The following is a 17,640-nucleotide window of genomic DNA, read 5'->3' on the forward strand; positions in this document are numbered from 1 at the left end:
CCCTCATTCTCTCCTGGCGCGGTGGCTCTAGTTCTTCTTTTGCCACCGTTCTCATCTTTGGTTAGTCTAAACTACAATGAGTAAGAATGGCGAAGAGTTTTGCCATCAATTGCGATTACTTCTCCGGGATTGAAGCAACTAATAGATTGAATCCAACTCAAAAAAAAATTCTGAAATTGCTCCGGTTTGAGCCGAGAAAATACTCGCGCAATTGTATCATGTGAAGGTATGCCATTCGGCAATTCTAAAATTTTCTTTAACCATTCGTATTGAGCTGCGCCCGTAACTTTCAATATCCACCCATGTATCAGCACCACAAATCACGGCACAAATTGATAGGGTGATAATATCAATTAATTGATGATGTTTCGTCCGCTCAATTCTTGGATTTTCTAAGTCAGAAAAAGGGTCGACGATGGTGATTTTAGGTTGAAGTTTCATAAAGGTAAACCCTAATTAAATGTTTTGTAGTTACTCAATAATTTTTCTCCAATATACCAGATTCGGTTAACATGAAATTTAGATGCGTTCGCCCTGGCCAAGGCGGGTCAATCCGCTCGAAGTGAAAGTGAAAGGGGAGGGACTTAATGCCTCCCATGTCATGTCATAAATGACTATACTTTTACCAGCTATAAAGGATTCATAAAAACTGGTACGTCACGTCGCGTTCAAAACATTGTCAGAAATCGCAATAACTTTAAAATCTTAAATCAAAAATTGGCAATCGGATGACGATCGCCCGTCCAGCTTTTAAAATGGACGGGTGATTAATCCTTTTTGACCAATGAATCCTATTAAATTCGGAACAGATGGCTGGCGCGGTATCATTGCTGACGATTTTACATTCGATCGCGTAGCGTTAGTCGCTCCCCTAGCGGCACAAGTTCTCGCACAAACCGGCGGCAGCGATGGCAGCAGCGGTACCGTAATTGTCGGTTACGACCGCCGATTTCTGGCTGAAGAATTTGCCTTCACAGCGGCTGTTGCCGTCCAAAACGCAGGATTTGACGTGCTGCTGAGCGAATCCTACGCCCCCACTCCAGCTTTCAGTTTAGCTGCCAAACAATTAAATGCTTTGGGTGCGATCGTCCTGACAGCCAGCCACAATCCCGGTGCATATTTAGGGTTAAAAGTCAAGGGCGGATTTGGCGGTTCAGTTTCCCCCGAAGTTACTCAACAGATAGAAGCAAAACTCGAAAATCCCGCGGCAATTTCAGCAACTCCCGGCAAATTGGATAATTTCAATCCTTGGCCGGCTTACTGCAAAACCTTGCGGGAAATGGTAGATATTGAGGCGATTAAAGAAGCGATCGCCAGCGGCAAAATTACAGTATTTGTAGATGTAATGCACGGTGCCGCCGCCGGAGGATTAGCTCAAATTTTAGAAGAAACAGTGCACGAAGTCAACAGCGATCGAGATCCGCTGTTCGGCGGCGGTGCACCCGAACCTTTGCCGCGCTACCTGTCGCAGTTATTTCGGGTGATGCGTACTCACCAGCGAAAAAGTTCTGGTTTGTCCATCGGATTTGTATTTGACGGAGATAGCGATCGAATTGCAGCCGTTGACTCTAGCGGCAACTTCCTCAGTTCACAAATCCTAGTTCCCATCTTAATCGAACATTTAGCAAAACGGCGTGGCTTGACCGGGGAAGTCATCAAAACAGTCAGCGGTTCAGACATAATTCCCAAAATTGCCAAGCTGTACGACTTGCCATTATTTGAAACGCCGATCGGTTACAAGTATATAGCCGATCGAATGTTAACCACCCAAGTCTTAGTCGGCGGCGAAGAATCGGGAGGAATTGGCTACGGTACACACATCCCCGAACGAGATGCTTTACTGTCAGCGCTGTACTTGTTAGAAGCCGTTGTCAAATCCGGGGAAGACTTAAGCGAAATTTACAGCCGACTGCAACAAGAAACAAGCTTTACCTCAGCGTATGACAGAATCGACTTGCACCTAGCAAACATGGAAGAAAGGTCGCGTTTGCTGTCGCTGCTGCAAAATCAACCCTTAACAGAAATCGCCGGCAAAGCAGTTGTAGATTGCAACAAAGTTGACGGATATAAATTCCGCTTAGCTGACGGAAGTTGGCTGTTAATTCGGTTTAGCGGAACCGAACCCGTGTTGCGACTGTATTCAGAAGCAGCTACATTGAAAGAAGTTATGCAAAACTTAAACTGGGCGAAAGCTTGGGCGCATAATTAATTGGAGTTTGCAACCGCAGATGAACGCAGATGAACGCGGATGACTTGATATCAAATCTCTCTTTCTCCGTGTCCTCTGCGCCCTCTGCGGTTAAAAAAAGTATTGCCGTAGCAATCCTCCCATTAATTGTGAACTCTTTCTCTTCTCTTCTCTTCTTCGCGTCGTTCGCGTCTTCGCGGTTCGTTAAAAAATCTTACTCACAATGAAATACTATTGCTATATCAGATTAATTGTAGGATAAAAGCAAATGGCTTACAGCGATTTCAGCCTTGCGAGAGTCAAAAAAGATTTTGGATTAACCTTAGATGAAAGCCGCAATTTATTTGCCGACACAAAACCAGTTTCACCCTCAGAAATTTTAACAACAATCCTGATTGATTATGTACCGCTAGCAACTTTTATTTCGACAGAAAAAGCTCGCTCAGAATTTTTGATTGCCCCGATATTAGCAGAAGTTCGGCGATTGTTAAACAAACGAGTTTCTCTTTTTTCCGGTAAGGATTTTACTGTAGATCCGGAAAGAGGCTTGCAAGGATTTTGCGACTATATTATTAGCGGTTCTTCAGAACAATTGTTCATCAGTGCTCCGGTTATAACAATTTTTGAGGCAAAAAAGGAAGATATCATTGGCGGTTTGGGTCAATGCGTGGCTGCAATGGTAGCGGCTCAATGTTTCAATCAAAACCAAGACAGTGAGGTCGATCGCATTTACGGGGCGGTGACGACGGGAACTAACTGGAAATTCTTGATTTTGGAGGAAACTACTGTTTATATCGATCCGATTGAATACTATATTCAAGATGTTGATAAGATTTTGGGAATTTTGTTGCAGCCATTTTCCCAATATGTTTGTTAATATGGAGCCGTAAGTTTTAAGAGAAATAATGACCGATCGCAAATTGTTAGTTGTAGCTACGGGCAATCCGGGTAAACTCAAGGAAATGCAAGTTTATCTTCAGGATTTGGGATGGGAATTACAGCTTAAACCGGAAGAGTTGGAAATCGAGGAAACAGGCGAAACTTTTATTGCTAATGCTTGCTTGAAGGCGTCTGAAGTGGCAAAAGCAACGGGCAAATGGTCGATCGCCGATGATTCTGGTTTAATGGTAGATGCACTCAACGGCCAACCCGGGATTTACTCGGCACGCTACGGGAAAACCGATGCTGACAGGATATCTCGACTTCTCAAAGAATTGGGAAGCGAACAAAACCGGGAAGCACAATTTGTTTGCGCGATCGCGATCGCCCGTCCCGACGGTACAATTGCCTTGCAAGTAGAAGGAATTTGCCGAGGCGAAATCCTCCACACTCCTCGCGGTACGGGAGGTTTCGGATATGACCCCATTTTCTACGTACCCGCACAGCAACAGACTTTTGCCGAAATGACACCGGATATCAAGCGATCGCACTCTCACCGCGGCCGAGCCTTCCACGCTCTTATACCACAAATGGCGAACTTTGTCAACCCCTAATGAAGAAAAAAGCCAAAACATGGGGTAACTGTGGCATTGGATATTGACACTTAGGTATCAAAAGTAAACAGGAAAGAGGTTTTTCGTTGGCAATGATTAGTTACCGATGACCAATTACCAATGCCCTGCGCGGGCCAATGCCCAATGCCCCAGTATCTTAGATTGCCTCCAAGTTCTTTTCCCCAGTCCGAATCCGAATAATTTGTTCTACAGGAGAGATGAAAATCTTGCCGTCGCCAATCTCGCCCGTGCGGGAAGCCGCGATAATTTTATCAACCACCATGTCAACCTGATCGTTTTCCACAACAATCTCGACCTTGAGCTTTTGCAAGAACTCAACGGTGTACTCAGAACCGCGATAGCGTTCTGTCATGCCCTTCTGACGGCCAAAACCTCTAACTTCAGAAACAGTCATCCCCACAATACCAGCATTGACGAGTGCGATTTTCACTTCGTCTAGTTTAAAGGGGCGAATAATAGCTTCAACCTTTTTCAAGTTTCTCACTCCTAACAGTTAGTACCTTCGTTATATTACTTAATCGGCGTGACATCTTTTAATATCACGGCCAACAGCAAGTATTTTGTCAAGTATATTACCCTATCTTGTACTCCCGATGAAATGCACGCCAACCTTTAACAATATTCTCGGATTTTCCGGGGGCGCGGGTTCTCGGCTCCGGCTGATCGCGGTAGAGTTAAGAAGACTGCAGCAGCCGTCCCCCGCCGATCTGCTAAAACAGAAAAAGAACCCAGGAGACAGGAGTTTTCCGAGTTTCCGCTTTGCTATGTGAGATTTGCACGTATTGCTGAAAACTATAATTGCCAGAGGCGGTCAGTTAAACTATTCCTATGCACCCAGCCAGCCCTCCCCCTGACCGCAGCGGGCTTGATGCCCTACTGAGAAATCGCCCCTTCCTCGCCTTGTGGACGGGCCAGTTATTGGCCCAAGTGGCGGATAAAATCTTTTACGTATTGCTGATTATTTTGCTGAAAACCGGCGACTACCGACCCTGGCCCGTTTCTTGGCAACATTCGGAAAATTCTATGCTGTCAGCGGTGATGATCGCCTACACCGTGCCGGCGATCGTCTTTGGTTCGGCCGCCGGTATCGTCGTAGACCGCTTTTCTAAAAAGCAAATGCTGATTGCCTGCAACGTGATTCGAGCCGCGTTGATTGTAGCTTTGCCGTTTTTGCCCAAAGCTTTTGTCGTTTTGTTGACGATGACGTTTTTAATCTCTACCGTAACGCAATTTTTTGCTCCCGCAGAAGCGGCAGCCGTCCCCCTGGCCGTAGGGCGAGAGGGACTGATGTCGGCAAATGCGCTGTTCGCCTCGTCCACAATGGGCGGGATTATTGTCGGGATGACGATCGGCGAACCGCTGTTTAGTTGGGTCAAACACAGCTTCGGAGCAGCTTCTCAAGAGTTTTTGCTCGGCGGGTTGTACCTGATATCTGCAGGTTTGATCTATACCATGCGGATCAAAGAAGCTCATGCCGGCAGCAGTGGCAAAAACGTCCATCCTTGGCAAGACCTCAAAGAAGGTTTGCGGTATTTGAAACACAATCACCTTGTCAGCAACGCAATGGTGCAGTTGACGATTTTGTATTCCGTGTTTGCAGCGCTTCAGGTGCTGGCGATCGCGCTTTCAGGCAAAATAGGTCTCAAAGAAACTCAATTTGGCTTTTTGCTGGCTGCAGCGGGAGTCGGAATGGTCTTCGGCGCAGCCTTTTTGGGACACTGGGGTCATCGAATGCACCACAAACCTTTGCCTTTAATCGGTTTCTTGATGATGGGTTTTGTATTAGCAATGTTTGCCTTTACTCGACAGTTATGGGTGGGATTCGGATTGAGCGCTCTGTTCGGTTTTGGGGCTTCCTTAATTAACGGCCCGATGCAGGCTCTGATTCAAGAAAAAACTCCAGAATCTATGCAGGGAAAAGTTTTTGGCTTGGAGAACAATGCGATTAATATTGCTCTGAGCTTGCCTTTAGCACTGACCGGCCCGCTGACGGATGCTGTCAGCCAAGCGGTCGGCTCGGATGACCTCGGCTTGCGGATCGTGTTGCTGAGTTTGGGCTTTTTGGTCTCGGTGATGGGCATGGCAGCTTGGAAACATACTCGCAAAGTCTTGCAGGATGTTCTGTAAACTTTGCAAAGAAGGAAGAAGGCAGAAGGCAGAAGGCAGAAGGCAGAAGGCAGAAGGCAGAAGGCAGAAGGCAGAAGGCAGAAGGCAGATAGAAGAGGGGATGGGTGTCAACTTAACGTCAAATGTAGTACCGATCTACTGTTTGACGATGATTGTCCAGATCCCCGGATAGTCGGGGGAAACCGGAGCATTCTGTTTAGTTTCCCTTCTTAACGGGAATGGGAGCGGGATCGACACTCGCGTCTAAACAAGATTTATCAAGGGTTTTAGGCTAGTGTTGACACCAATGGTAAGAGGGAAGAGAGCTTTCTTTCGGCGATCGATCCATAACATAGCAACCGCCCTGATGATTAGGACGTTCTTAATTGCTCAAACGATTAGTTTTTCTTGTCGAATGCCGAATCACGAATGCTATACAAGCGTCATATCACGGTAAACCGGCATAGAAGCCGCGATTTCCTCTGTTTATTTTCTTCCTCTGCTGTTCCACAATGTCTCGATCGGGCGAACCCTCTCCGAGCGCGAAATCTTTCGTAAAATCTCACCACTTAAATTTTCATAGTTTCATTAATTAAGATTAAAGTAGTAGAAAAGCTTTCATTAAAAATCATAATTAGTTTAAGGAAGGAAAATCTGTGCAACTAAAAACTAAAGTGACCATCAGACGTGCAACTGGTGGATTTGCTCTAATTGACAGCTTGATCCGCCACGGCGTCAAGCATATTTTTGGTTATCCCGGTGGCGCAATTCTGCCGCTTTACGACGAACTCTACCGCGCTGAAGAAACTGGCGCTATCAAACATATTCTGGTGCGCCACGAGCAAGGTGCTGCTCACGCGGCTGACGGATACGCCCGCGCTACCGGAAAAGTTGGGGTCTGTTTCGCTACTTCCGGGCCCGGCGCAACTAATTTAGTGACGGGGATTGCGACGGCCCACATGGATTCGATCCCGATGGTTATTATTACCGGTCAGGTACCCCGTCCGGCGATCGGCACTGATGCGTTTCAGGAAACAGATATTTACGGGATTACCCTGCCAATAGTCAAGCATTCCTATGTAGTGCGCGATCCGAGAGATATGGCGCGAATTGTGGCAGAAGCTTTCCACATCGCGAGTACAGGGCGGCCGGGGCCTGTTTTGGTTGATGTACCCAAGGATGTGGGTTTAGAAGAATTTGACTATCTGCCCGTGGAACCCGGCTCGGTGAGAATTCCGGGCTATCGCCCGACGGTGAAGGGAAATCCTCGGCAAATTAATCAAGCAATCTATTTGCTGCAGGAAGCAAAGCGTCCTTTGCTTTATGTGGGCGGCGGGGCGATCGCCGCGGGGGCCCACGAGGAAATTAAGGAACTCGCCGAACTTTTCCAATTGCCGGTGACGACAACGCTGATGGGCAAAGGTTCCTTTGACGAAAACCATCCTTTGTCGGTGAAAATGCTGGGGATGCACGGCACTGCTTACGCTAATTTTGCCGTTACCGAGTGCGATTTGCTGATTGCTGTCGGGGCGAGGTTTGACGATCGCGTGACGGGCAAATTAGACGAGTTTGCCGCGCGCGCAAAGGTGATTCACATCGATATCGACCCGGCGGAAGTAGGCAAAAATCGCGGCCCTGACGTGCCGATTGTCGGAGATGTCCGCCAAGTTTTGCTCGATTTGCTGCGCCGCTGTCGCGAAACTGGAGTTTCGGGGAAGGCCGGACAGACTGCGGAATGGCTGCACAGGATCGATCGGTGGAAACAGGACTATCCGTTAGTTGTGCCTCATTACCCAGACATTTTGTCTCCCCAAGAGGTGATTTCGGAGTTGGCTACTCAAGCGCCGGATGCTTACTACACAACGGATGTCGGTCAACATCAAATGTGGTCGGCTCAATTCTTGAACAACGGGCCGCGCCGCTGGATTTCGAGCGCTGGTTTGGGCACGATGGGTTTCGGGGTGCCGGCTGCTATGGGCGCGAAAATGGCGCTACCCAACGAGCAAGTGATTTGTATTGCTGGCGATGCTAGCGTGCAAATGAATATTCAAGAGTTGGGAACGCTAACACAATACGGCATTAATGTCAAGATTGTTATTGTAAATAATGGCTGGCAGGGAATGGTGCGGCAGTGGCAGCAGGCGTTCTATGGGGAACGTTATTCCTCGTCGAATATGACTGTGGGGATGCCGGATTTTGTGATGCTGGCTGAAGCTTACGGCGTGAAGGGGATGCTGGTTTCGCAGCCGGAGGAACTCAAAGATGCGATCGCTCAAATGCTCGCTCACGACGGCCCGGTGCTGATGAACGTGAAGGTGACGAGGGACGAAAACTGCTATCCGATGGTAGTTCCAGGTAAGAGCAACGCTCAAATGGTTGGTTTGCCCGAACGCAGCAAGTTGCAATCTGCGGAGTTGATTTATTGTCCGAGTTGCGGCGCGAAGAATGTTTCGACCAATAAGTTTTGTCCTGAGTGCGGGACAAAAGTTTAACGAGTTTTGAGTGGGGACTTAGGCTGTGCCTATTAGTCTCAACTTAAGGTCAAACGTAGTCATAGACTGCTGTTTATCGTCGAGGCCCGATCCCCCCTAGCCCCCCTTAAGAAGGGGGGAACCGGAGCGAGCTCAAAGTCCCCCTTATTAAGGGGGATTTAGGGGGATCTGGCCTCGGATAAAAGCGAGAGATATCAAAGGTTTCAGACTTAAGTTGACACGATTAAAGGCAATGCGATGTCCTTACCCGGCTCTGCTGTTTCACATTTAAAACCATCTCCGCTGGCATCGCATCGAGAGCTTTAATGTGTAATCTCTAAGCATATTTTATGAGCCAGTGTCTAAACCCTGATTGCCTATTCCAAAATCCGTCTGGCTATACAAAATTCTGTCAAAAATGTGGGAATAAACTGCTATTGGGCGATCGCTACGGAGCCCAAAAAATTATTGGACAAGGGGGATTTGGGCGCACTTTTCTAGCTATTGACGAGTATAAACCATCTAAACCTCCCTGCGTTATTAAACAATTCTACCCCCAATTTCAAGGCACTTCTAGTATCCAGAAAGCTGCTGAGTTATTTGAGCTTGAAGCAGTACGCCTAGAACAGTTGGGTAAACATTCTCAAATTCCCGAATTATTAGCATATTTTAGTCAAGATGGACGGCAGTATTTAGTCCAAGAATTCATCGACGGTGAAAATTTAGCCGAAGCACTAGAATCTAAGGGATATTTTAGCGAAACGCAGATTCGCAACTTGCTTAATAATTTACTGCCAGTATTCGAGTTCATTCACTCTCGCCAAGTTATTCACCGAGATATCAAGCCAGAAAATATTATTCTTCGGCAAGATGGGCAATTGGTTTTAGTTGACTTTGGAGCCGCGAAATATGCGACACAAACGGCTCTAGGGCTAACGGGAACGAGAATCGGGACGGCGGGATATATGGCACCAGAACAAGCCAACGGTAAACCGATTCATGCTAGTGATATTTATAGTCTGGGTGTGACTTGTCTGTGTCTGTTAACTCAGGTTGAGCCGATTGATTTATTCGATGATAGCGAGTTTGAGTGGGTGTGGCGAGAACACTTAAAAATATCTGTCAGTTCGGAAATGGGTCAGGTTTTAGACAAAATGATACAACCGGCTATTAAGAAACGTTATCAATCTGCTACTGAAGTTTTGCAGGCTCTTGCTTCTCAATCACCTCAATTATCACCTCAAACACCTCCACCGGCACCGCCACCAGACTCGCTTAAATCAGCGCAGGGTGTTGACTATACCTGTCTGCGGGATTTATTAGCAGCAGGAAAGTGGAAAGAGGCGGATCAGGAAACAATAAAGGTAATGCTGAAAGTAGCTAGACGGGAGAAAGAAGATTATTTTGATACGGGCTCAATTGATAATTTTCCTTGCGATGATTTACGCACCATCGACCAGTTGTGGGTAAAATATAGTCAGGGTCGCTTTGGTTTTAGCGTCCAGAAAAAAATTTGGTTGGAAGTGGGTGGCAAAGTTGATTGGGATACTGAAAAGAAGCTAGGCGATCGCGTCGGTTGGCGAAAGAGGAGAAAGGGGAGGAAAGATTGGTTGAGCTACAATGATTTAACCTTTAATCTGCAAGCACCAGAGGGCCACCTACCGTGGGTTCGTTGTTGCGTGCAGGTGGGGTTTGGTTTGGTGGGCTGGTGGGGTTTGGTTCTTTTCTCTCGCATTGAGAAATGTAAGCTGTAATCTATAGCGATTTCAGCCCTTTGTTAAGCCTTTTTTTAAGGATATTTTTCTACGAACTTATCGGAGTTTCGTCAGTTCAATACCTGCTAGTTACATTAATAATAAATGCCAATAAAAGTCAGAGATATCATTAAACAACTAGAGGCAGGATGCAAATAAACTTTGTGGTTTCGTCAAATATAGGAAAAATCGCGGGAGTGGCAAATGAATCTTTATTTGGGAATAGATTTCGGCACGACTGGCGCCCGATCGACTGTCATAGACTCCCAGGGTACAATACATTGTGAAACTGAATATACTTTTGCTAACAACGGGCAACAACAGCTTGAATTGCCCTCGGTGTGGCAAAATGCGCTGTGGGATTCGATCGAGCAAATTCCCCCAACAATCCGCAATCAGGTAAGGGCGATCGCCCTTGACGGCACATCTTCCACTGTCATGCTGTGCAATACCGACGGTATACCAGTATGCGAGCCGATTTTATACAATGATGCGCGCGGTGCAGCGGTGACAGAGAGGTTGCGGGCGATCGCCCCTGCCAACCACACAGTATTAAGCGCTACATCCAGTCTGGCCAAACTCCTGTGGTGGCAGGAGGGCGGGCACGGGGGCACCGCCCCTACCGTTTTCCTGCATCAAGCTGACTGGCTGGCTTTTCTGCTGCACGGGAAATTGGGAATTAGCGACTATCACAATGCTTTGAAACTCGGTTTCGATGTTGATACTTTGTGCTATCCGAATTGGCTGACAGAGGGAATTGCGGGCGCTGCAACTCCTGAATTGCCGCAAGTTGTCGCACCGGGCACGCCTGTGGGGGAAGTGAGAGATCAAGTGGGCGATCGCTTCGGTTTTCCCCGCGATTGTATGATTTGTGCTGGTACAACCGATAGCATTGCCGCATTTTTAGCAAGTGGTGTCAATTTACCAGGGGAAGCAGTAACTTCTCTCGGTTCTACACTAGCAGTCAAGCTGTTAAGTCATACCCGCGTAGATGATTCTAGATACGGGATTTACAGTCACAAATTAGGCGATTTGTGGTTAGTTGGAGGTGCTTCTAATACCGGAGGTGCGGTGCTGCGACACTTTTTTACGGATGCTGAGTTGGCTAATTATAGCACACAAATTGATCCAGCACAAGAGAGTTTGCTGGATTATTACCCATTGTTGAAAAAGGGCGATCGCTTTCCGATTAATGACCCGAATTTGCCGCCCAGACTCGAACCGCGTCCAACTGATTCAGTGGAATTTCTGCACGGTTTGCTAGAAAGCATAGCGCGGATTGAAGCGCGGGGATATCAATTATTGCAAGAATTGGGTGCAACTCCTTTGACCAAAGTTTATACGGCTGGCGGCGGGGCAAAAAATTCGGTTTGGAGTGCGATTAGAAAGCGTTATTTAAAAGTGCCTGTTGAAACGCCAATTCATACTGCTGCTGCTTATGGAAGTGCGTTATTGGCGAAGCAGAGAACGCAAATTTAAAGGTGGTAAATTTGGACTGATATCGCTATCGATTAAAACTAAAATGAGAGGAAGCAAACATTCTGATATATTGTGTTAAGTTGTTATCCCTAAAAATTAAGGACAATGGCAAAGCTACCTGATGACATCCTGAACACAATTTTCACATTGCAGCGGCGGCTAGTGGAAATCCTCAACGAGACAACCGCTACAGAATACATTTTAATGCAGCAGTTTGGCGAGACAGAAGCGACACTCCCCGAACTAGAATCTCTTGATAATGTTAAGGAAAGGTTGAGAAACCCTTACAATCGTTTGTACAGGCTTTTGCAGCAGGTAGCAGAATCTCAACCCGCTGCGACTGCGGATACGTTAAACTTTCTGTATAGAACGATAGAACAAACAGAGGCGGCTGTCGATGCCTCAGAAGCAACTATCCGAGAAATCAAAATGGATTGGAATTTGCCATGAATCAACAACCTAGAATCCCCGACGCTGAAACCAGAAAGCGACACGTTGAAAAGATGCGTGAAGTCTGCCGACAGCTTGATGCTTTGACTCTAAACCTGGATGAATTAATCGCTATATTTGAAGCTGACAACCGCCGCCAACGTCGAGAACGTTTGGCGGGTAAATACAGGCGTGTGGAATCTCAGGTAGTCGAATAAGATCGATCGATAGAGGGGCAATTTCCTACGCGATAGCCTTGAATTATTTCTTTTTAGTCCCCTCTGTTCGGACGAAAGTTTGTGTAGTGGCGGTTTCAATCGCCGACTCCGAGCGCGAGTTTTCAACGCAGATTTGATATAGGCTAATTTTCGCGCACCATCCACACTAAAAATCCCAATATTTTATCTACGGGAGGTAGCGGATAATCGGTAAGATCGATCGTCACTATTTGCCCTTCCAGCTTGAGAAACCGCCAAGCTGTGCCGCTGGAAACGCTGCCGTAGATGACGGAAATCGAGATCCCTTTGGCTTCATTAAATCTCTGGGCGGCCACCATTTCAGCAATACATTGACCCAAACCTACTTTCAAATCTCCTTTTTTAGCTTCCACCATCACAATTACCGGGGCCTCAACGTCTAATTGTTCCGGGGAACGGCTGATGATAAAATCGCAAACTCCTGTAAGTCCAACAGCTACATCAACATTAAATTCCTCACCCGAAAACACGCTGATTTGTTGGTTCAGAATCCTGCGAACTTCCAGCAAGACAGGGTTGATAATAGCTTCAGAACGGGCTTTTTCGGTGCTAGTGGCGATCGCCCAAGGCAAATTTGTCTCCAGCATGGTTTGCAAGGCTGTTCCGGGTGCGATCGGCTCGATTTCCGGCAGAAATCTGATTCCTTCCACTACTGTAAGATTGAAGGCTTCTTTAACCTTGCCGATGGTCGTAAATTGACTGTAAGGCATAAGAGTTTATGTTTTTATTTCTGCTTTTTACTTAGATAAGACGGCGGTTGAAACCGCGTCTACACAAACGATGTCCGCCTCCGCAGACTAAAGATAAAAACGTAATTTTTACCGCCATTTTTACCGCCCCCTCGGAAACCCGCGTCGGCGGGTTTTGCCTGTAGAGACGCGGTTTAAACCGCCGGATTTTCTATTACACTCGCTGCAACTTAGCTGTTCTCGGATCGATGATTTTTCTGCCCAAACCCGAAAACTTAATTGCCAGATTAGTTTTATCGCCCTCTCCCAAAACGTGCGTAATTTCTCCAACTCCAAAAGCATGATGAAAAACCCGATCGCCCGTTTTCCACTCTGCTGATGGAGAACTCCCCGAATTAGCTGCTGAATTATTAGTTTTTCCCTTGGAAACAGCCGTTTTAGCTGTCTTAGTTTTCTTCGCACTTCCAGCCAGCAAATGTGTCGGCAATTCCCCTAAGAATAGCGAAGGGGTGCAGTGTTCCCGGAAGCCTCCCCAGAGGCGGCGTTCGCGAGTGTGGGTGAGAAATAGCAATTCCTGGGCGCGAGTGATGCCGACGTAGCACAAACGGCGTTCTTCTTCGATTGCTTTCGGGTCGTCCAAACTGCGGAAATTGGGAAATAAACCCTGTTCCATTCCGACTAAAAATACCACGGGAAATTCTAACCCTTTGGCTGAGTGCAGCGTCATCAGCGATACGCGGGAATCTTCTTCCTGCAAATCATCTAAATCGGATGCTAAAGATGCTTTTGCTAAAAATGATGTCAGCGTCGGTTCTTCGTTTTGTTCTTCAAATTGTAGCACCGCGTTGTACAATTCTATGACGTTTTCGATGCGATTTTCGGCTTCCTCGGTTCCTTGATTTTTCAAATCTTCAATGTAGCCTGAATCTTGGATAATTCCTTGGACAATTTGCGAAGCGGGCAGAGTTTCAACTTGCGATTGCCAACGACCAATCATTTCGGCAAACTTAATAATAGCTTTTGCCGATCGCCCTGCGAGAGTATTGACAGAAGATTCATCGCTGAGGATTTCCCACAAGGGAATGCCCAATTGAGTTGCAGCGTCTTCGATTTTGGAAAATGTCGTATCCCCAATGCCGCGACGGGGAGTATTGATGATGCGTTTGAGGCTGACGCTATCGTCGGGATTGGCAAGGGCCCGCAGGTATGCTAGGATATCTTTGATTTCTTTGCGATCGTAAAACTTCAGACCGCCGACAATATTGTAAGGAATGTCTAAACGCATTAACGCTTCTTCAAAGGATCGAGATTGAGCGTTTGTGCGGTAGAGAATCGCAAAGTTACTGCCATTTTCGTATTCGGAGTTTTGGCGCTTTAAAGAATGAATTTGACCCGCTACAAATTCCGCTTCATCTAATTCGTTGTCTGCCCGCCAGACAACAATCGGAGCTCCCGGTTCGCGAGTCGGGCGCAGAATTTTCTCGATCCGTTCGGTATTGTGTTCGATCAAGTGGTTCGCCACTTGCAGGATGTTTTCGCGCGATCGATAATTTTCCTCTAATTTTACCATTGTCCGAGTTTTATCGTCGGACCAACCATCTCCAAAATCCTCTTGAAATTCCAGCAAGATCGTATAATCTGCCATCCGAAAACTGTAAATTGATTGATCGACATCGCCCACAACAAAAATCGAGCGGTTTTGCCATTTATCGAAGCTTTTCGGGTCGGCGTTATTTGTTACCAGCATCCGAATCAAATCGTATTGAGTGCGGTTGGTATCTTGGTATTCGTCAACTAAAATATGGCAAAACTTTTTATGCCAGTAACTTAATACTTGCTCGTTTTGGCTCAAAAGCTTAACGGGAACGAGGATTAAGTCGTCAAAATCTAGGGCATTGTTTGCTGCTAAAGCGTCTTGGTAGCGACTGTAAACATCGGCAATCACGCGACCTCTGTAATCCGGTTCTGCTGCTTGGTATTCTTGAGGTGACAAGCCTTTATTTTTAGCGTTGCTGATGACATAGCGGACTTTTCGCGGGTCAAATTTCTTGTCGTCGAGGTTCAGTGTTTTGGTGACGATTTGTTTGACGATACTTTGAGCATCTGATTCATCAAAAATCGAAAAGTTTTTCTGCCACTTGCGGCCTTTTTCGTCTTGGTATTTTTCAATATCGTAGCGGAGAATGCGGCCGCACAAAGAGTGGAAAGTTCCCATCCAAATGTGTTTGGTAATTCTTTGGTAAATTTGCGATCGCAATTTGGTTTGTACATCCGGGGCTAAGTCTACCAAAGGTTTGCCATATTCCGCTTCAGCTTGCTGAGTTGCCAGCAATTTCTCAATTCTTTCTTTCATCTCCCTAGCGGCTTTATTTGTAAATGTCACCGCCAGAATATTTTCAGGATCGACTCGATGGGTGCGAACTAAGTTAGCAACTCGGTAAGTTAGAGCTCTGGTTTTGCCGGAACCAGCGCCCGCTACTACTAACAGCGGCCCGTTATAATGGGCGACTGCTTGGCGCTGAGATGGGTTGAGGTGGCTGAGGAAATCAGTGGTTTGAGTCATAGCTAGAAAGTTAGTTTAATTTTTTAATGAGTAAATAATACTTGGTATGCGATACCGCGAGTTTTTTTTAAGGTAAGGCGCGCCTAGCGCACCCTATATTATAACTAGAACGGTGATTTTTTAAACTTTAAATATTTTTGGCTCAAAGGAGTTGTTTAAGGTAAGGTGCTCGGCGCGCACTCTACACAATAACTAGATAGGTGATTTTTTTTAACGTTTAAATATCCGTGTCAGCCAAATTGCTGCTAATATTCCCAAGCCAATCCAAATGGCAATAATCACAACAGCCGCAGCCCGATTTATCGGTTTTCCTCGCTCTATTTCTGCGGCTGCTTTTTCCCGACACTCGGCTAAAACCGGTGGCGGAATCATCTTCAGTACCAGCCAAATTCCCAAGGGTACAATTATCAAATCATCCAAGTAGCCGAGAACCGGTATGAAGTCAGGAATTAAGTCGATCGGGCTAAAAGCATAGGCAACCGTAAGGCCTGCTAAAATTCTGGCGTACCAAGGTACTCTCTGGTCTGTACTTGCTAAATAAACAGCGTAAGTTTCTTTTTTCAGTCGGCGGCAAACTTGTTTTAACGATTGCATATAATAATGACTGACTAATAACTAATGACTAATGACTAATGACTAATGACTAATAACTATTGACTAATATTTTTTTAGTTGCTAAAAATGTAACAACCCGGATATTTAGCAATTTCAGTGGGAAGGTAAAGTATAGCATCTGTTGTATGTGAGGAGAATCAAATTTATGAATTCAACTTTACGATCGCGCGATCGCATTAACTTCCGCAGTCTGGTAACAGCGTTGTGTTTAACCTTAACTCTCGTGAGTTTTGTGAGATTAGATCCGGCGGCGGCTCAAGAACAGCGGATCAGAACGCTGAGTGTTACTGGGCGGGGTGTGGAAGCGATTCCTACAACTCAAACACAAGTGCGGCTGGGGGTTGAGGTGCAGGGGAAAACGGCGGCCGAGGTGCAGCAGGAAGCGGCGAGACGATCGTCGGCTGTGCTAGAGTTGCTGCGATCGCGCCAAGTCGAAAAACTCGAAACTGCCGGCATCTCCCTCAATCCCATTTATAACTTCGACAACAACCAACAGCGCTTGACGGGCTATACGGCGACGAATACCGTCACTTTTCGGATTAATACTGCATCTGCAGGCACTTTGCTTGACGATGCGGTGAATGCCGGAGCCACACGCATCGACGGCGTGAGTTTTGTCGCTGCCGATAGTGCGATCGAATCTGCTCGAAAACAAGCACTCCGCAAAGCAACTCAAGATGCTCAAGCGCAAGCGGATGCAGTCTTTAGCGCCCTCAACCTGAAGCGGGGAGAGATTGTGGGCATTCAAGTCAACGGTGCGATCGCGCCGCCTCCAATGTATCCGCAATTGTCGGCTCCTCGCATGGCTGCTGCTGACGCTACAACGCCTGTGGTGGGAGGGGAACAGCAGGTAGAAGCTTCTGTGACTTTGCAATTTGGATATTAAATAGTTAGGGGTTGAACTGGCCACATCAGCTTGACCCTAACTATTTCTCGATTTATCAAGCAGCTTTTTCTACAAAAAACTTTAGCCGTTTTAACCACTTCTGCCAGTAGTCTAGAAACGGAATCTCTCCTTCTTCAGGGGGAGAGTTCCTCAATAAATAGACTCTCTGTTAAAGCCTAGGCGCTCGCATTTCTCATACACAGAAAAGAGTGGAATCTTTTCTCAGATCCACTCTCTGTTAAACTCTCTTAGCGCTAGCTTTAACAAGCTGGAGTTAAGCCCTTACTTTACCTAGTCCTTAATGATTCTCTTGTCATGAATGACCACTTGATCCTTGAGTTCAGGATTGCCAGAGATGTGAATATCGCTATCCTTATTTTCCTCTGCGTCGGATTCGGCTAGATATTGGGCAGATGACTTAAAATCCTGCGCTGCACGTTTAGCAGATTCGGCTGCATTTTGGGCAGATGATTTAAAATCATGCGCTGCACCTTTAGCAGATGGGGTTGCATTTGGGGCAGAGGGCCTAAAATCAGGCACTGGAGGTTTAGCAAATTCGGCTGCATTTTGGGCAGATGATTTAAAATCAGGTACTGCAGGTTTAGCAGATGGGGTTGCATTTTGGGCAGATGATTTAAAATCATGCGCTGCACCTTGAGGAGATGGGGTTGCATATGGGGCCGATGACT

Annotated in this window: 15 protein-coding genes and 2 pseudogenes; 11 read left to right on the plus strand and 6 right to left on the minus strand. The window is 46.5% G+C overall.

The genetic code is table 11. The annotated features are described in order from the left end of the window. Positions 1–80: 80 nt before the first annotated feature. A pseudogene (locus QUB06_RS14720) lies at positions 81–441 on the minus strand (ISAs1 family transposase); the annotation flags it as partial. A gap of 343 nt (positions 442–784) precedes the next feature. Between QUB06_RS14720 and QUB06_RS14725 the strand changes: the two are divergent. From QUB06_RS14725 to rdgB, 3 genes are all read left to right on the plus strand, one after another. After that, on the plus strand, positions 785–2,209 hold the full coding sequence (locus QUB06_RS14725; RefSeq protein ID WP_333435876.1) for a phosphoglucomutase/phosphomannomutase family protein: 1,425 nt from the start codon (positions 785–787) through the stop codon (positions 2,207–2,209). Between the two features lie 247 nt (positions 2,210–2,456). Then, positions 2,457–3,065 (plus strand): hypothetical protein, encoded by a 609-nt coding sequence (locus QUB06_RS14730; RefSeq protein WP_333435877.1) that lies wholly within the window; start codon positions 2,457–2,459, stop codon positions 3,063–3,065. A gap of 28 nt (positions 3,066–3,093) precedes the next feature. Further along, on the plus strand, positions 3,094–3,681 hold the full coding sequence (gene rdgB, locus QUB06_RS14735; protein ID WP_333435878.1) for an RdgB/HAM1 family non-canonical purine NTP pyrophosphatase: 588 nt from the start codon (positions 3,094–3,096) through the stop codon (positions 3,679–3,681). A gap of 157 nt (positions 3,682–3,838) precedes the next feature. Here rdgB and QUB06_RS14740 read toward each other — a convergent pair whose 3' ends face one another. Further along, positions 3,839–4,177 (minus strand): P-II family nitrogen regulator, encoded by a 339-nt coding sequence (locus QUB06_RS14740; protein ID WP_006633346.1) that lies wholly within the window; start codon positions 4,175–4,177, stop codon positions 3,839–3,841. A gap of 353 nt (positions 4,178–4,530) precedes the next feature. On the opposite strand from QUB06_RS14740, the gene QUB06_RS14745 reads away from it, so the two are divergent. The 7 genes from QUB06_RS14745 to QUB06_RS14775 all read left to right on the plus strand — a co-directional run bounded on the left by QUB06_RS14745 (position 4,531) and on the right by QUB06_RS14775 (position 12,159). Next, a complete protein-coding gene (locus QUB06_RS14745; protein WP_333435879.1) occupies positions 4,531–5,829 on the plus strand; it encodes an MFS transporter in 1,299 nt (432 codons plus the stop codon). Next, a complete protein-coding gene (locus QUB06_RS14750; RefSeq protein ID WP_333435880.1) occupies positions 5,819–6,001 on the plus strand; it encodes a hypothetical protein in 183 nt (60 codons plus the stop codon). Before QUB06_RS14745 ends, QUB06_RS14750 begins: the two co-directional genes overlap by 11 nt. 463 nt (positions 6,002–6,464) lie before the next feature. Next, positions 6,465–8,300, plus strand: a complete 1,836-nt coding sequence (ilvB, locus tag QUB06_RS14755; protein ID WP_333435881.1) for a biosynthetic-type acetolactate synthase large subunit — start codon at positions 6,465–6,467, stop codon at positions 8,298–8,300. Positions 8,301–8,629: 329 nt separating this feature from the next. After that, positions 8,630–10,033, plus strand: coding sequence for a serine/threonine-protein kinase (locus QUB06_RS14760; RefSeq protein WP_333435882.1), 1,404 nt, complete (start codon positions 8,630–8,632; stop codon positions 10,031–10,033). Between the two features lie 204 nt (positions 10,034–10,237). Then, positions 10,238–11,512 carry an FGGY-family carbohydrate kinase gene (locus QUB06_RS14765; RefSeq protein ID WP_333435883.1) on the plus strand — a complete coding sequence of 425 codons (1,275 nt, stop codon included), beginning with the start codon at positions 10,238–10,240 and terminating at the stop codon, positions 11,510–11,512. Positions 11,513–11,617: 105 nt separating this feature from the next. Next, positions 11,618–11,962 (plus strand): hypothetical protein, encoded by a 345-nt coding sequence (locus QUB06_RS14770; RefSeq protein ID WP_333035397.1) that lies wholly within the window; start codon positions 11,618–11,620, stop codon positions 11,960–11,962. Then, complete coding sequence (locus QUB06_RS14775) at positions 11,959–12,159, plus strand: hypothetical protein (protein WP_333435884.1); 201 nt, start codon at positions 11,959–11,961, stop codon at positions 12,157–12,159. Before QUB06_RS14770 ends, QUB06_RS14775 begins: the two co-directional genes overlap by 4 nt. A 143-nt stretch (positions 12,160–12,302) precedes the next feature. On the opposite strand, the gene QUB06_RS14780 is transcribed toward QUB06_RS14775, so the two are convergent. From QUB06_RS14780 to QUB06_RS14790, 3 genes are all read right to left on the minus strand, one after another. Then, the gene (locus QUB06_RS14780) at positions 12,303–12,908 is read right to left on the minus strand and encodes a hypothetical protein (RefSeq protein WP_333435885.1); all 606 of its coding nucleotides are present in this window, start codon (positions 12,906–12,908) and stop codon (positions 12,303–12,305) included. A gap of 193 nt (positions 12,909–13,101) precedes the next feature. Further along, a complete protein-coding gene (pcrA, locus tag QUB06_RS14785) occupies positions 13,102–15,450 on the minus strand; it encodes a DNA helicase PcrA (protein ID WP_333435886.1) in 2,349 nt (782 codons plus the stop codon). Between the two features lie 210 nt (positions 15,451–15,660). Beyond that, positions 15,661–16,044, minus strand: coding sequence for a YkvA family protein (locus QUB06_RS14790; protein ID WP_333435887.1), 384 nt, complete (start codon positions 16,042–16,044; stop codon positions 15,661–15,663). Positions 16,045–16,210: 166 nt separating this feature from the next. On the opposite strand from QUB06_RS14790, the gene QUB06_RS14795 reads away from it, so the two are divergent. Then, positions 16,211–16,951, plus strand: a complete 741-nt coding sequence (locus QUB06_RS14795; RefSeq protein ID WP_333435888.1) for an SIMPL domain-containing protein — start codon at positions 16,211–16,213, stop codon at positions 16,949–16,951. A 291-nt stretch (positions 16,952–17,242) separates the two neighbouring features. On the opposite strand, the pseudogene QUB06_RS14800 reads toward QUB06_RS14795, so the two are convergent. Then, positions 17,243–17,640, minus strand: a pseudogene (locus QUB06_RS14800) (hypothetical protein); the annotation flags it as partial.

The organism is Microcoleus sp. D2_18a_D3, from assembly GCF_036702455.1.
In the GTDB taxonomy this organism is placed as follows: domain Bacteria; phylum Cyanobacteriota; class Cyanobacteriia; order Cyanobacteriales; family Microcoleaceae; genus Microcoleus.